The sequence below is a fragment of the Streptococcus mitis genome, from assembly GCF_946190115.1.
Classification (GTDB): domain Bacteria; phylum Bacillota; class Bacilli; order Lactobacillales; family Streptococcaceae; genus Streptococcus; species Streptococcus mitis_CO.
The window spans coordinates 39,914-55,593 of record NZ_CAMHZG010000004.1; the positions used below are offsets into that span (position 1 = coordinate 39,914).

Sequence of the window (15,680 nt, forward strand, 5' to 3'; positions counted from 1 at the left end):
TAAAATGCTAGAACTTCTCAATTCCTCTTTATTATCTCACATGCTCTATTCAATTGTCAAGAAAGAGGTGTTTTATGTCTTTATAATTCATCGGCTATCTTGTTGATTTTTCTGAGTCTGTGGTTGACACCACTTTTGGTCAGAGGGGTGCTGAGGCTATCTGCTAACTGCTGGATAGAGTAGTCTGGGTGCTGAATCCGCAACTGCGCTACTTCCTGCAAATCTACTGGCAAATTCTCTAATCCCATGATATCTTTGATTTTGCTGATATTGTTGATAGTCTTCATGCTGGCAGAAACTGTCCGTGCGATATTAGCTGTCTCGGCATTATTGGCTCGATTGAGGTCGTTACGGGTTTCTCGCAAAATCTTAACTCGCTCAAAATCATCACGCGCCTGCATGGCTCCGATGACTATAAGAAAGTCCATAATATCTTCGGCTCGCTGGAGATAGGTAACAGCTCCCTTCTTGCGCTCAAGTACCTTGGCATCCAGTAAAAACTGCTGAAGAAGGGAGGCAAGCCCTTGCGCATGGTCTAGATAAACAGAACTGATTTCCAACTGGTACTTACCTGACTCAGGGTCACGAATACTGCCATTTGCCAAGAAAGCGCCACAAAGATAAGCACGACCGGCTTCCTCGTCTGATAAAATCTCCTCATCAATACCTGTTTCCAGACCAAAAAAGGAGTCTGCCAAGTGCAAATCACTCAACAAGTCCTGCACTTTTTCATCTGTAAAAACGGTATAGACCCGATTCTTACGAAGATTACTTCTTTGGTGGTGTCGGATTTCCGATTTGATTTCGTAGAAATGGAGAAAGGACTCATAGAGGTGACGAGCCAGTTTGGCATTTTCTGTCACGACAGACAAGGTTAGGCCCGAGGTCGAGAGACCGATGCTACCAGACATCTTGATAATGGCAGATAATTCATGCCGGCTCAGATGGTGCTGACCCAGGATTTCTTCTTTTACTGCTACTGTGAAACTCATTTTCTCACCTGTATAATCCGCATCAACTCATCCACAATCAAATCTCCATCGTGGAAGGCACCCCCATTTTCCAGACGAAGGAAGTTGGATGAAATCACACGCGGAACCTGCTTACAAAGACCAGCAAAATCATGTTCCACCTGCACCAAGTATTCATCAAACCGGTTGGAATTCATGTATTCCTGAGGCACTTTTTCGATATTCACCAAGACAGTGTCGATAAAAGGGCGGCCAAGGTGACGATGCAAGACTTCCACGTGGTCACTATCTGTAAAGTATTCTGTCTCCCCACGTTGGGTCATGATATTACAGACATAGGCGATTTCTGCCTTGGTTTCCAAAAGCGCCTGCCCGATTTCCTTAATCACGATATTGGGCAAAATCGAGGTAAAGAGAGAACCAGGTCCGAGGACAATCATGTCACTTTCAAGAATGGTCTGGACTACTCGACGGCTAACCAGAGGCGTATCATCGTTGAGGGTATTGGTTACATAGACATGGTCAATCATGCCTGGATGGTCTGCAATATGGCTCTCTCCAGCCACCTCTGTTCCATCCTGAAAGACTGCGTGCAGGGTCAAGGGATGGTCACTGGAAGGATAAATCTTCCCAGTGGTATGGAAAAATTTGCTCAATAACTGCATGGCATTATAGGTCGAACCCTGCATCTCTGACAGACCAGCGATAATGAGATTTCCCAGCGGATGGCCCGCAAAGGCTCCCGCATCCTCAGAAAAACGGTACTGAAAGACCTTCTCATAAAACTTAGGCATATCCGACATGGCCACAAGGACATTGCGAAGATCACCTGGCGGTGTCAACTGCTGCATATTTTTTCTGAGTTCACCTGATGAACCACCATCATCCGCCACCGTTACGATAGCAGCGATTTCCACGTCTTTTTCACGCAGGCTTTTTAGAATGACAGGAATCCCAGTTCCTCCACCAATCACCGTTATCTTTGGTTTTCTCATGAACGGTTTACCGTTTCCTTTCTTCGGTCTTTGTCGCGGTGCCCTTCATTAACAGGCCAATTCTTGGATAAGTCCTGCGCCAAGCGTTTAGCAAAGGCCACACTACGGTGTTGTCCCCCTGTACAACCCATGGCAATGGTCAAAACGGACTTCCCTTCCTTTTGGTAACTTGGCAAAATCGGTTCAATCAAGGCCAACAAATGTTGATAGAAGTCTTCTGACTCAGGATGATTCATGACATAGTCATAAACTGGTTCATCTACACCCGTTTGATTACGCAGTTCTGGTAGGTAGTAGGGATTGGGCAAGAATCGGACATCAAAGACTAGGTCCGCATCAATTGGGATTCCATATTTAAAGCCAAAAGACATGACTTCGATACGGAAAGACTGGGCTTGTTCTTGGTCTGAAAACTGCTCTGCAAGGGTTTTACGTAGCTCACGAGGGGTAAGTTCTGTCGTATCCACCACATTTTGGCTCATATTTTTCAAAGGCGCCAAGAGCTCACGTTCCAGCTTGATTCCATCCAAAATCCGTCCATCTGCAGCTAGTGGGTGACTCCGTCTAGTTTCCTTGTAACGCGCGACCAATTCCTTATCAGCTGCATCCAAAAAGAGAATTTTAAAGTCCAGTTCTTCCTTGTTTTCCAACTCATCCAAAACAGCTTGAATCTCTGAAAAGAAAGAACGGCTACGCATATCCACCACCAAGGCCAACTTATGGTCGTCTTCCTTGGTTTCAACCAACTGCAAAAATTTAGGCAAGAGGGCTGGTGGCATATTATCAATAGTAAAATAACCCAAATCTTCGAAGGACTGAATGGCAACTGTTTTCCCTGCACCACTCATTCCTGTCACAATCACCAAGTGAAGTTGTTTCTTTGTCATCTTTTTCTCCTTATATCAAAAGAAGTTTGGCAGAACCAAACTTCAACTAGCTTATCCAATCTCTGCGATGACTTCGATTTCGACTTTTACATCACGAGGAAGACGAGCTACCTCCACAGCTGAACGAGCCGGAAATTCCTCTTTAAAGGCCGTTTGGTAAACCTCATTAAAAGGAACAAAGTCGTTCATATCGCTCAAGAAACAAGTTGTTTTGACAACATGGTCAAAGTCTGTTCCTGCCTCTGCCAAAATAGCACCGATGTTTTTTAAGACTTGCTCTGTCTGTTCTTGAATCGTTTCTCCAACGATTTCCCCAGTTTCAGGAGAGAGAGGAACTTGACCACTAGCAAACAAAAGGTTGCCAACGATTTTTCCTTGAACATATGGTCCGATAGCCTTTGGAGCTTTGTCTGTATGAATTGTTTTTGCCATTTTCTTTTCCTCACAATTTTTCTAAGATTGCATCCCAAGCCTCATCCATCCCTGCCTTACTGACAGATGAAAAGAGGATAAAGTCGTCACTTGGGTCAAAGTTTAATTTCTTTTTGATTGCTGATTCGTGCTTGTTCCATTTACCACGAGGAATCTTGTCCGCCTTGGTCGCCACAATGATAACCGGAATCTCATAATACTTGAGAAATTCGTACATCTGCACATCATCTGCTGACGGGTCGTGGCGGAGATCCACCAAACTGACAACCGCACGGAGATTTTCCCGAGTCGTTAAGTACTCCTCAATCATGTGCCCCCACTTTTCACGCTCTTTTTTGGAAACGCGAGCATAACCATAACCAGGCACATCCACAAAGCGCATCTTGTCATCAATGTTAAAGAAGTTGAGGAGCTGGGTTTTACCAGGTTTACCTGATGTACGAGCCAGATTCTTACGATTCAGCATGGTGTTGATAAAGCTAGACTTGCCAACATTTGAACGCCCTGCAAGAGCAATCTCTGGCAGGTCATCCTGCGGATAGTGGGATTTATTAGCTGCACTGAGCAAGATTTCAGCATTGTGTGTATTAAGTTCCATAGTCACCTCTAGGCTGTTTCTAGGATTGGTTTATCCGTTCCATCGACAGCTTCTTTAGTGATGCGGACCAATTTCACATTTTCCTGACTCGGTACTTCAAACATGACGTCTAGCATGGTTTCTTCGATGATGGAGCGAAGACCACGCGCACCAGTTTTGCGTTCGATGGCCTTATTGGCAATCTCTTGAAGGGCTTCATCGTCAAATTCCAACTCGACATCATCATAAGAAAGCAAGGTTTGGTATTGTTTTACCAAGGCATTTCTTGGCTCTTTCAAGATGCGAACCAAGTCATCGACCGTCAATTGCTCAAGAGCAGCAAAGACTGGCAAGCGTCCAATCAGCTCAGGGATAATACCGAATTTTTGAATATCTTCTGCGATGATTTCTTGCATGTAGGAGCTGTTTTCGTCAATCGCCTTGTTATTTTGACCAAATCCGATGACCTTTTCACCCAGACGTTGTTTGACGATTTCTTCAATACCATCAAAAGCACCACCCACGATGAAGAGGATATTTTTAGTATCCACTTGAATCATCTCTTGTTGTGGATGTTTACGTCCACCTTGAGGCGGTACGCTGGCAACAGTTCCCTCGATAATCTTGAGAAGGGCTTGTTGCACCCCTTCACCAGAAACATCACGTGTGATCGATACGTTCTCACTCTTCTTGGCAATCTTGTCAATTTCATCCACGTAGATAATCCCACGCTCTGCTCGCTCAATGTTAAAGTCAGCAGCCTGCAATAGTTTGAGGAGGATATTTTCTACGTCCTCACCCACATAACCAGCCTCAGTAAGAGCTGTCGCATCCGCAATGGCAAAAGGTACATTTAAACTCTTAGCCAAGGTCTGAGCAAGGAAAGTTTTCCCTGAACCAGTTGGGCCAATCATCAAGATGTTTGACTTCTGCAAATCCACATCTTCTGACTCTTCACGCGTATCGTGAAAATTGATACGTTTGTAGTGGTTGTAAACCGCCACTGCCAAGGCACGCTTGGCACGATCTTGACCAATTACATAGTGGTTCAAGATATGGAGGAGTTCAATTGGTTTTGGTACCTCAGACAAGTCTGCCAAGACTTCCTCAGCCAACTCCTCCCGAATGATTTCCTGGGCCAACTCCACACATTCATTACAGATAAAGGCGTTGTTCCCAGCGATTATTTTTTGTACTTCTTCTTGGCTTTTGCCACAAAATGAGCAATAAACCATCATATCATTATTCCTAGTTGTAGGCATGATTTCCTTCCGTTCTATTCTATACTGTCATTCTATCTAAAATAAGGTCATGTAAAAAGCATGGATACTATTGACCAAATTGGTAAAGGCATTTAACCAGAGCAGGACAGAAAGTCCATAACGCTTTTTACGAAAAGCCTGTGCTCCAGCAAGCAAGCAGACCAAACACAGCATGGCTGTGAAAAAACCAAATATACTACGTTCCATTAGACTTCCTTTCTCTTGCGGTATTGGATGGTAAAATCATAAGGATTTTTCTCATCCTTGGTATAGTATTTGCTTGAAACTGTCTCAAAAAGAGATAAGTCAAACTCCTCAGGGAAATAGGTATCTCCCTCCACCCGAGCATGGATTTGAGTGACAATTACTTCATCCAAATAGGGTTCAAAAGCCTGAAAAATCTGCTTCCCACCGATAATATAGAGATTCTTGTCTTGGCCCTGATACCAGTCGAGAACAGACTGGACATCCTGAAAAGTAATAACCCCATCTATCTTTTCTTCCGGGTTACGTGTCAAAATCAAGGTCTCCCGTTTTGGAAGCAAGCGACGCCCCATCCCATCAAAGGTCACGCGCCCCATCAAGATAGCATGATTCAGAGTTGTTTCTTTGAAGTGTTGCAGTTCTGCTGGCAAATGCCAAGGCAGACGATTGTTCTTACCAATCACACCCTCTTCATCCTGGGCCCAAATAGCTACGATTTTCTTAGTCATGCTTCCATCCTTTTCACTGATAGTACTATTTTATCAAAAAACTCAAAAAAAGACTGGTTTGGAATAGCTTACAGAATATAAAAAATCCGTAAGAGGAATCCTACAGATTTTTATATGATTATTCTATTTCTTACAAACCAGGTGCTTGTCCAAGCTCTGCGGCAAGCATCCAGATTGTTTTATCAGTTTCAGTTTTAGCGTCTGAGAAGATACCGTTTGTCACATCGTCACCTTCTTCATCAGTGACATCCAAACCTTTTTGGAAAAGTTCTGACAAGTAACGGTAGATAGCAAGAACACGTTCCAAGCTTTCTTCAACATTACGGTATTCACCAGCTTCTTCTTCGATTTCACTGTTTTGAAGGAATTCTGTCAAAGTAGAGAATGGGCTACCACCAAGTGTAATCAAACGTTCGCTGATTTCATCCAATTGACCGTCAAGAGCATCCATGTACTCATCCATTTTTGGATGCCATACAAGGAAACCACGACCACGCATATACCAGTGTACTTGGTGCAAAGCCACATGAGCTACGTACAAATCAGCAACAGCTTGGTTCAAGACTTCCTTTGTTTTTGCCAATGCTACTGGCGCTGCTTTTGTTAATGATGTTACATCTTTTACTGCTTCTTTTTTCAATTCTACCATTTTATTTTACCTCATTCATTATTATTTGTAACCACTTCTTACTGATTACTATCTTAGTATACTACTAAGAATAACCAATAGCAAGCCAAATGACTCACATGAGAAAAGTTGCAATAGACTGATAATTTAAGAATTTTTTAGAATGAAACCCAGTCCCCTTACACCTCTCTTATACTCAATGAAAATCAAAGAGCAAACTAGGAAACTAGCCGCAGGCTGTACTTGAGTACGGCAAGGTGACGTTGACGTGGTTTGAATTTGATTATCAAAGAGTATTAACTGCGACAAAATAAAGAAAAAGAGGATGCAATTTTCTTGCACACTCCTTTCTCAAACTTATATCTTAATACCAAACACTGATGTCAACACGACCACGAATTCCTTTTAAGTATTCAGATGAGGTATATTGCCATCCTTTTTCACCTGAATAATGAGGATTTGTCCAATCAAGCGCATCCGTATAGGCTGCTACCCAGTTAACATGTTGCAAAATATCAGGATGATTCAAACGAGTTTGTAAAAGTTGACGGTAGCTATAAACTTTCACATTTTGATAACCAGCTTGTTTCATTGTTGCCATATATTTGTTGATAATCTTGACCCAGGTTCCAGTATCACTTGGAGCTCTCTTGCTCTTATTGACATATTCCCAGTTCTCAACATCGTAGTAGATAGGGTAAGACAAGTTCATCTTGTATTTTTTCAAGAGTTCAATGGTCTGATTAGCATCATTCTCAGCATCAGTCTCATTTTCAGCATAAGTATAGAGGTAAACACCGTAAGGAATTCCAAGACGGTTTAACTCCTTAATATTATGAGCCAATTCCTTGTCCTCAGTTCCACTATAGCCCAAACGAACAATGACTCCATCAACGCCATTATCATCGATGACCTTTTTCCAGTCACTGATACGACCATTGTGTTCACTGACATCGATAACTTTTTTAACTTGATCAGTCCCAACTTGTTCTTCACGATGGTTAAAGAAATAACGTCTGCCATTTCGGTGAACCCAGCCAACATTCAAGTCTTTCTTTTCTTTTAACTCACCTGAGTCAGAAAAAATATAGCGAGCATCATCCATGACTAATTCACCAGTCGCCATAGCACCACTTCCTGTCAAATAGTAGTTACCCTGCCACTCATCTTTGGCCATGTAACCCCACTTCTTGAAATAGTACCACTTGCCGTCTACCTTTTGCCACTCTTGATTTGCATAAGAACCATCGGACTTGAGATAGAAGTAAGATGAATAGGCTGGATCATAAAGCCATTCATTTTGCATCATGGCACCTTGACCATTCAAGAAATAATTTCCCTGCCATTGACTTTTAGCCATATAGCCCCACTTCTTAAAATAGTACCATTTACCTCCAACAGAATGCCATTCCTGGTTAGCATAAGAACCATCAGACTTCAGGTAAAACCAATTCCTATAGGCGTTATCATAAACCCATTCATTCTTAGCCATATAACCACCTGATTTTAGGTAGTAATTGCCCTGCCACTCATTTTGAGCATAACGACCATCTGACTTAATATAAAACCAAGCCTTATAGTAGTTATCAAAAATCCACTCACTCTTGGCTTTGGAACCATCAGCCTTTACATAATAATCCCCCTCCCAGTGGGCAGAAGCATTGGTCTTTACTCCTGCACTCGTTTGAGTTTTATTAGAAGACTGATTTTGCTCTGAACTACTTGAAACTGTCGTTGCATCCTGCGAAGTTTTTGCTACCTCAGTTTCATTTGCAGCTACATGACTAGTTGCCAAGCCTAGTAAAAAGATACTCGCTAATCCAATTTTTCCAATCTTTGTTTTCAATCTTTCCTCTCCTATAAAAAATGGAACAGACATCTCAATGCTGTTCCACCTAGCTTTTGCTACTGATTATTTTACAAAGTCAAGCAAAGCCAAGAAGCTTTCTGCTTCAAGTGACGCACCACCTACAAGGGCACCGTCAACGTCTGGACAAGCCATGTATGAAGCAACGTTTTCAGGTTTAACAGAACCACCGTATTGAACACGAACTTTGTCCGCAACTTCTTGACCAAAGTCAGCAGCTACAACGTCACGAACAACTTTACACATTTTTTGTGCATCGTCTTGTGAAGCTGATTTACCAGTACCGATAGCCCAGATTGGCTCGTAAGCGATAACTGATGCAGCAACTTGTTCAGCAGTCAATCCAGCCAATGCAGCAGATACTTGAGCACCTACGAATTCAGCAGCTTTACCAGCTTCATAAGTTTCAAGTGATTCACCACAACAGATGATTGGAAGCATGCCGTTTGCAAAGATTGCTTTTGCTTTTTTGTTGATATCTTCGTCAGTTTCATGGAAGTAGTCACGGCGTTCTGAGTGACCGATAACAACGTAGTCAGTACCGATTTCTTTCAAAACTTGTGGGCTAGTTTCACCAGTGAAAGCACCTGCATTTTCAAAGTAGCAGTTTTGAGCAGCAACTTTAAGGTTTGAACCTTTAGCAGCAGCAAGAACAGCTGTCAAATCAAGAGCTGGAGCAGCGATACCTGCTTCAACAAGATCTGATGAAGGAAGTTTTGATGCAACTGCTTCAACGAATGCTTTAGCTTCTTCTGGATTTTTGTTCATTTTCCAGTTACCAGCGATAAATGGTTTACGTGACATTTCACATACCTCTTTTTTCAATTTATTTTCTACTTATTTTATCACAATTATACACAGCTTGCAAATCTTACTCGGATTTCAAGCCTGCTTGCATGGATTAATCCTTCCAAAGATCCATAGCATTTCTAAAATCTGCAGATACCTGTGTCAACTGAGGATTGCTTGCTTCTCTTTCTGCCCGCTTAGCCTCAATTTGAGCCACACTTTTGATTCCTTCATGGCGCCAATTTCTCAAAATGGCCTGAATGTACTTCCAATTTGCTTTTCCATTCAAAACAGCTTCACGAAGAGCTTCCTTAATCAAGTCAGCACTGGTCCCATCTTCCTTTAGGGTCTTGGTCAAATCTTCAATTTCAAAAGGTGTCAACAAACGTCCTAATTCCTGCTGGAAGATTTCTACCAAATCCTTGAGCTGGTTTTGAGGTGTCAACTGATCTGAATTCGAATGAGCAACTCCAAGCAAGTCATCCAAACGTTCCAAAGCTAAACTAGCATCAAAAAGCAATTCGATTTCACCATTCAATTCGATCGTTCGATACTGAAGTAGTCCCCTCTCCGTCAGATTGGAAATGGCCTGGTTGACATCTGAAATTTCCTTGCCAATCCTTTCAGCAATCTGACTTGGAGACATTTCTTCCAAGCCTGTCGTATTTTGCAAATAGAAAAATTGCCAGACTAGAAAATCGTCGCTAGAAGGAAAGAGTTCCTTAAAATGCAAGAGCAGGGCACTCGGTAAAACCAAGTTCCCTGATTTAAAAGCGTCTAAATATGTCATAATTCCTCTTATAAATACCCATATGCAGATGCATCATCTTCTATCTTTCTCCAGTCAAAAGGCGTCTCCTGATAGACAGCATAATTCACCCAGTTACTGAAAAAGAGGGCTGCTGATGAAGACCAACAAAGACAAGGTACCTGATTAACATCATCATCCTTAAAGTAATTTTCTGGAATATGTGGTTCTAAACCTGCGTCACGATCTCGAAAATACTCTTTTGCCAAGGTATCACGGTCATATTCCAAATGCCCAAAACTATAAATTTCTCGTAAATCACGACTGGCCAAAATCGAAACCCCAACCTGAGGTCCTTCTGATAAAATTTCAAGATTGGTCTTGTTTAAGACTTCTTCCTTAGAAATCTCCGTATGCCGTGAATGAGGAGATACATAGCTATCGTCAAAGCCTCTAAAGAGAAGATGACCTTCCTTTAAGGTGTCCTGAGGATAGATACCCGATAACTTACTGTCCATCTGGTATTTTTCCACTCCATAGCGCAGATAAAGACCAGCCTGAGCACCCCAACAGATATGAAGGGTCGAATAGACATGAGTCTTGGACCACTCGATTACCTGACTAAATTCCTCCCAATAGTCCACTTCCTCAAATGGTAAATGCTCAACTGGAGCACCCGTGATAATCATGCCATCAAAATACTCATCTTTGACTTCAGGAAAAGTTTTATAAAAGGTCTCCATGTGCTCTGAACGAGTTGTTTTAGAACGGTGGCTCTCCATATAGAGGAAATCAATATCCAGTTGTAGAGGTGTATTGGCCAAATGGCGTAACAACTGGGTTTCTGTGACCATTTTCTGTGGCATGAGATTTAAAATTAAAATCTTCAAAGGACGGATATCTTGGTGGGCCGCACGTTGATCATCCATGACAAAGATGTTCTCTGTCCGTAAAATCTCAACAGCTGGTAATTTTTTATCAATTCGAATCGGCATAACCCTCTCCTAACTGTATTCTTTCAGGAATCATTGCATATGTTTGAAACTCTTCGAAAATCTCTTCAAACCGCGTCAACGTTGCCTTGCCGTAGATATATGTTACTGACTTCGTCAGTTCTATCTGCAACCTCAAAGCTGTACTTTGAGCAGCCTGCGGCTAGTTTCCTAGTTTTCTCTTTGATTTTCATTGAGTATGAAACTAAATCTCAAACACTTAGTCCTTTTATTATACTGCAAGAAGATATAGTTTTCAATTATAGTTTTTCTCTAACTAGCTATAGTCTATTTTTATATCCTAATGTAGAGAAAACAGCCCTAGGGACTGTTTTTCATTAATAATGCATCAGAACTTTGTAATCGTAGTCACCGATTTTTTCACGGCCGTTCAATTCATCCAATTCAACAAGGAAGGCACAACCTGCTACAACACCACCAAGTTTTTCAATCATCTCGATGGTTGCCTTAACAGTTCCACCTGTAGCCAAGAGGTCATCTACGATAAGAACACGTTGACCTGGCTTGATGGCATCCGCGTGCATAGTCAAGGTATCAACACCGTACTCTTTTTCATAGTCAGCAGAAATGACTTCGCGTGGCAATTTTCCTGGCTTACGAACAGGCGCAAAACCAATTCCCAACTCAAAGGCAACTGGACAGCCCACGATAAAACCACGAGCCTCAGGACCTACAATCATGTCTATTTTCTTGTCAGTAGCATACTGAACAATTTCACGAACAGCGTAGCTATAAGCATTCCCATCAGCCATCAAAGGACTGATATCACGGAAGGTAATTCCTTCCTTAGGATAATTTTCAATTGTTGCAATGTAATCTTTTAAATTCATCTTTTTCTTTCTTTCAAAGTTTTTACTCCCTATTATACCATATTTTCTAGTAAAGAAGGAAGAGAAAACAGTATTTCATTTGCCCTCACCCTATAAGCCAAATAAGATGACCATTTTAGAGAGACTATAACTTACATACAAAAACGAGCACTTTCGTACTCGTCCTCTTTTATAAACTACTGATTAAAGTGAGTTTACGTCAACTTTGATACCAACACCTTGAGTAGTTGTGATAGTCAAGTTTGTTACGTAAGTTCCTTTAGCTGTAGCTGGTTTTGCTTTTTGGATTGTTTCGTTGAAAGCTTTGAAGTTTTCAACCAATTTTTCAGCTTCAAATGATACTTTACCGATGATTGCTTGAACGTTACCTGCACGGTCAGCACGGTAAGTGATTTTACCACCTTTAGACTCTTCAACTGCTTTAGCAACATCCATTGTCACAGTACCAGTTTTAGGGTTTGGCATCAAGTTACGTGGTCCAAGGACACGTCCAAGACGTCCAACAAGAGCCATCATGTCAGGTGTAGCGATAACTACGTCGAAGTCCAACCAACCGTCGTTGATTTTAGCAACAAGGTCATCTTCACCAACAAAGTCTGCACCAGCAGCTTTTGCTTCTTCAGCTTTTGCACCACGTGCGAAAACAAGAACGCGTGAAGTTTTACCAGTACCGTTTGGCAATACCATTGCTCCACGGATTTGTTGGTCAGCTTTTTTAACGTCGATGTTCAAGTTGTAAGCAACTTCTACAGTTGCGTCAAATTTTGCAAAGTTAGTTTCTTTTGCAAGTGCTACAGCTTCTTCTACGCTGTATGCTTTTGTGCTGTCGATTTTCTCAAGAGCAGCACGAAGTTGTTTGCTTTTTTTAGCCATTTTCTATTCTCCTTGTAAGTGGTTCAATCGATTTTCATCTCCCACGTCACTCCTCGAAATGATGAAGTCTTGCGGGTTATCAGTCTATTATTTTTCTTTTCCTACGTCGTTAAGTTCCCTTGCTGTACCCAAGTACAAGCATCAGTCACTTGCCTAGTATGAAAAGCAACTAATAGACTGCTGTGAGATTTTCTACTGTGTTATTGATTAGTCAACAACAGTGAATCCCATAGAACGAGCAGTACCTTCGATCATACGCATTGCAGACTCTACGTTTGCTGCGTTCAAATCTGGCATCTTAGTTTCTGCAATTTCTTGTACTTGTGCACGAGTAACTGTAGCAACTTTAGTTTTGTTAGGTGTACCTGATCCTTTTTCAACACCTGCAGCTTTTTTCAAAAGAACAGCAGCTGGTGGTGTTTTAGTGATGAAAGTAAATGATTTATCTTCGTAAACTGAGATAACAACTGGAATGATCATACCAGCTTGGTCAGCTGTACGAGCGTTGAACTCTTTTGTGAATCCCATGATGTTGATACCAGCTTGACCAAGAGCAGGTCCAACCGGTGGAGCTGGTGTAGCTTTACCAGCAGGGATTTGCAATTTTACAAGTTTTTCGACTTTTTTAGCCATTTTTAAATCCTCCTTTGTGGTTTTGGCGGTAATTAAAGATTTTTACCTCCCACAAGTATGCTTTTCACATACCCATCTATTATACACTATTTATCTAGAATTGCAAGAGAAAAGTTTATTTTTTAATCGACGTAATCTCCGCCTTCAAATCCATAGTATTCTTCCAAGCTGAGACCAGTCTCAGCAATTTCTTTAGCTTCTTTTCCGACATAACGAAGGTGCCATTCCTCAGCCATATAGCCTGTTTCCTTTTCCTTACCTTTGAGATAACGGACAACAAAGCCATAATCAGCAGCATGGTCCAAGAGCCATTGGGCCGCCTTCTCTTCTGTCACCAAATCACCATTTGTCCCAATCACATCAAAAGCCAAGCCTGTCTGGTGTTCGCTATAGCCAGGACGGGCAGAATAACGGTCGGCAGCTTCTTTCCCATCTTGGTTGACATAATCTTGATAGAGCTTAGTCTGAGTCTCATAACTTCTAAAGCCACTGTAATGGTCACTTATTGGGAAACCTGCCTCTTGCATAGCTTTTATGAGTTTGACCAACTCTGCCTTGGCTGTCGGATTTTCCCCTGGATTATAGTCTTTCGACAATGGATAATGTTTATTGGCTACGATGATTTCATCGTATTTCCCTTGGATGCTGTAGTAGTCTCCTTTGTTAGCCACTTCTGCTTTCTTCTGGGCAGCTCCTTGAGATTTACTGTCGGCTGTTCCATCAGCTTTGGCTGTTTGTTCTGTCTTAGCTGCGCCATCTTCATTTTTTGCTTTTTCTTGTGAACAAGCTGCTAGACTCAAGGCTAGCAAGGCTGTCAAGATAAGGTATCTTTTCTTCATTTCTACTCCTTTATTCTAATAGTTTATCTACTTCTGATGATAAACGTTCGACTAATCTTTTAATCTCATCCGGTTTTGCTTGGCAGGTTTCTGCTGTCATTTCTTCAAAAGGAACCCACCAAACTGGCCCACGTCCCTTGAGACCGTGACCATTCATATCACCTGTCCGTCTAGGAAAAAGATGCCAATGAAGATGAGCATCGCCATTTCCTAGCAGTTCGATATTCATTTTCTCAGCAGCAAAAGCCTTGGCAACTGCTTCTTGGACCACACTCATTTCCTCTAGAAAACGGATTCTAGTTTCCTTTTCTAAATGGTGCAATTCGGTGACATGTTCCTTGGCTAGAAAGAGACTATATCCTGCAAAATACTGGTGGTCTCCAACCACAAGGTAGCCTGTTTCCAACTCTTTGACAAAATAGGGATTTTCTCCAGCTTTGATGAGCTCAATTCTCTGGCAAATCAGACACATGAGTCTCTCCTTTCAATTCTAATAGGTTCAATCTTGAATTTAACAACTTGATATTGAGATGCTTGTATTCTTAAGTATGTAGAGATTAAACCACTCACTGTCAAACCGTACTTGATTCACCCCTTAGATATCTGTTGTCAGACTAGCCCCAATCCTCAACTGCTTCAAAGTCGAGAAGGATGTAATTAAGGTCAAAGTGTCAGTGTTTATAGGTCATCATTCCCCTCCCTCTTATCTTTATAAAATAAATTCTTAATCTTATTAAAGAATGGAATAATATATTTGTGAAATAAATTCTTAATCTTATTTAAAAATGGAATAACTTTAAAATAATTTCTAAAGCGTCTCTCGGTTAACTTAGGTCCCTGTAGTTTCCTATATTCTTCGATATAAATTGTAGATACTTTACCAATTTCACTTTCCCCGAAAATAATAGCTTTTGAAATTACTTCACCAACAATTAGAATAAGTGAAACCATTCCAACAAGCAGAGCAATAGAAGGATCATTAGACAAATAATACACTATCACAGCATCAACTGTAACAATAACGAAAAGGAGCATTATAAAGCCTATTTCAGATTCTCTATCATCTATTTCATTAACACTCAATTCCGGGAGTAAAAAAATTAAAATCACTACAACAAGTAAGCAGAAAGCCAATAACAAAAAGAATACTGTTGATTGTTCGATAAAACTATTATATCCAGAGTAAATGAGAAACAGCTGAAGTAATAACATCACATACTGCAATAAATAAAACCATATTTTAGCTAAAGTTATAGACGAAATATTTTGTTCTACTTTTATATCTAGTAATCGTTTAGAAATTTGTATCCGATGAGCTAGTTCTTTTAAATCCTCTATTTGAAGTCTTTGAGAAGCAAGTTTATCCTCTATCATTTCTATTTGGTACCATACATACCCATCATCTTTTATCCACTGATATTTTCCAAAAGTTTTTATTTTTCGTCCAAATGGATTAATTTTTTGAGAAATTTTAAAAAGTAGTTTTTCTAAATCTGGATTAGTAATCCCTTTATCTACCAGTTCATCGGCATAAACAACTAGTTCTTTAAAGTTTTCTTGTTTATTTTCATACACATACTTATAATATTCCTCTTTTTTTTTTGGAAATAAGCATACAAACTC

The 15,680-nt window shown here is 40.9% G+C and carries 19 protein-coding genes; all 19 read right to left on the reverse strand.

Annotated elements, in window-relative coordinates; genetic code table 11:
• Window positions 1–80: 80 nt before the first annotated feature.
• Window positions 81–992, reverse strand: coding sequence for a DNA-binding protein WhiA (gene whiA / locus N8L90_RS02940; RefSeq protein WP_020903050.1), 912 nt, complete (start codon window positions 990–992; stop codon window positions 81–83).
• A complete protein-coding gene (locus N8L90_RS02945) occupies window positions 989–1,966 on the reverse strand; it encodes a YvcK family protein (protein ID WP_261024054.1) in 978 nt (325 codons plus the stop codon). Before N8L90_RS02945 ends, whiA begins: the two co-directional genes overlap by 4 nt.
• Window positions 1,963–2,853, reverse strand: coding sequence for an RNase adapter RapZ (gene rapZ / locus N8L90_RS02950; RefSeq protein ID WP_000163055.1), 891 nt, complete (start codon window positions 2,851–2,853; stop codon window positions 1,963–1,965). Before rapZ ends, N8L90_RS02945 begins: the two co-directional genes overlap by 4 nt.
• A 51-nt stretch (window positions 2,854–2,904) precedes the next feature.
• Window positions 2,905–3,285, reverse strand: coding sequence for a RidA family protein (locus tag N8L90_RS02955; protein WP_001140420.1), 381 nt, complete (start codon window positions 3,283–3,285; stop codon window positions 2,905–2,907).
• Window positions 3,286–3,295: 10 nt separating this feature from the next.
• Window positions 3,296–3,883 (reverse strand): ribosome biogenesis GTP-binding protein YihA/YsxC, encoded by a 588-nt coding sequence (gene yihA / locus N8L90_RS02960; RefSeq protein ID WP_261024056.1) that lies wholly within the window; start codon window positions 3,881–3,883, stop codon window positions 3,296–3,298.
• Window positions 3,884–3,891: 8 nt separating this feature from the next.
• The gene (clpX, locus tag N8L90_RS02965; RefSeq protein ID WP_025169664.1) at window positions 3,892–5,124 is read right to left on the reverse strand and encodes an ATP-dependent Clp protease ATP-binding subunit ClpX; all 1,233 of its coding nucleotides are present in this window, start codon (window positions 5,122–5,124) and stop codon (window positions 3,892–3,894) included.
• A 36-nt stretch (window positions 5,125–5,160) separates the two neighbouring features.
• On the reverse strand, window positions 5,161–5,331 hold the full coding sequence (locus N8L90_RS02970; protein WP_000442260.1) for a hypothetical protein: 171 nt from the start codon (window positions 5,329–5,331) through the stop codon (window positions 5,161–5,163).
• The gene (locus N8L90_RS02975; RefSeq protein ID WP_261024058.1) at window positions 5,331–5,837 is read right to left on the reverse strand and encodes a dihydrofolate reductase; all 507 of its coding nucleotides are present in this window, start codon (window positions 5,835–5,837) and stop codon (window positions 5,331–5,333) included. The genes N8L90_RS02970 and N8L90_RS02975 overlap by 1 nt, the downstream gene beginning before the upstream one ends.
• 130 nt (window positions 5,838–5,967) lie before the next feature.
• Window positions 5,968–6,486: a Dps family protein gene (locus N8L90_RS02980; protein ID WP_042750433.1), complete on the reverse strand. Its 519-nt coding sequence runs from the start codon at window positions 6,484–6,486 to the stop codon at window positions 5,968–5,970.
• A gap of 343 nt (window positions 6,487–6,829) precedes the next feature.
• The gene (gene lytC, locus N8L90_RS02985) at window positions 6,830–8,344 is read right to left on the reverse strand and encodes a choline binding-anchored murein hydrolase LytC (RefSeq protein ID WP_261024060.1); all 1,515 of its coding nucleotides are present in this window, start codon (window positions 8,342–8,344) and stop codon (window positions 6,830–6,832) included.
• 33 nt (window positions 8,345–8,377) lie between these two features.
• Window positions 8,378–9,136 carry a triose-phosphate isomerase gene (tpiA, locus tag N8L90_RS02990; protein WP_000087891.1) on the reverse strand — a complete coding sequence of 253 codons (759 nt, stop codon included), beginning with the start codon at window positions 9,134–9,136 and terminating at the stop codon, window positions 8,378–8,380.
• Between the two features lie 97 nt (window positions 9,137–9,233).
• Window positions 9,234–9,911 carry a DnaD domain-containing protein gene (locus tag N8L90_RS02995; RefSeq protein ID WP_261024062.1) on the reverse strand — a complete coding sequence of 226 codons (678 nt, stop codon included), beginning with the start codon at window positions 9,909–9,911 and terminating at the stop codon, window positions 9,234–9,236.
• A gap of 8 nt (window positions 9,912–9,919) precedes the next feature.
• Window positions 9,920–10,864, reverse strand: a complete 945-nt coding sequence (metA, locus tag N8L90_RS03000; protein WP_261024064.1) for a homoserine O-acetyltransferase MetA — start codon at window positions 10,862–10,864, stop codon at window positions 9,920–9,922.
• Between the two features lie 335 nt (window positions 10,865–11,199).
• Window positions 11,200–11,712, reverse strand: coding sequence for an adenine phosphoribosyltransferase (locus tag N8L90_RS03005; protein ID WP_001049318.1), 513 nt, complete (start codon window positions 11,710–11,712; stop codon window positions 11,200–11,202).
• Window positions 11,713–11,895: 183 nt separating this feature from the next.
• Entirely contained in the window at window positions 11,896–12,585 is a 690-nt protein-coding gene (gene rplA, locus N8L90_RS03010) for a 50S ribosomal protein L1 (protein ID WP_001085675.1), read from the reverse strand.
• A 207-nt stretch (window positions 12,586–12,792) separates the two neighbouring features.
• The gene (gene rplK, locus N8L90_RS03015) at window positions 12,793–13,218 is read right to left on the reverse strand and encodes a 50S ribosomal protein L11 (protein WP_001085807.1); all 426 of its coding nucleotides are present in this window, start codon (window positions 13,216–13,218) and stop codon (window positions 12,793–12,795) included.
• 122 nt (window positions 13,219–13,340) lie between these two features.
• Window positions 13,341–14,057, reverse strand: a complete 717-nt coding sequence (ldcB, locus tag N8L90_RS03020) for an LD-carboxypeptidase LdcB/DacB (protein WP_261024066.1) — start codon at window positions 14,055–14,057, stop codon at window positions 13,341–13,343.
• A gap of 10 nt (window positions 14,058–14,067) precedes the next feature.
• Window positions 14,068–14,529: an HIT family protein gene (locus N8L90_RS03025; RefSeq protein ID WP_261024068.1), complete on the reverse strand. Its 462-nt coding sequence runs from the start codon at window positions 14,527–14,529 to the stop codon at window positions 14,068–14,070.
• 206 nt (window positions 14,530–14,735) lie between these two features.
• Window positions 14,736–15,632 (reverse strand): hypothetical protein, encoded by an 897-nt coding sequence (locus N8L90_RS03030; RefSeq protein ID WP_261024070.1) that lies wholly within the window; start codon window positions 15,630–15,632, stop codon window positions 14,736–14,738.
• Between the last annotated feature and the right edge of the window lie 48 nt (window positions 15,633–15,680).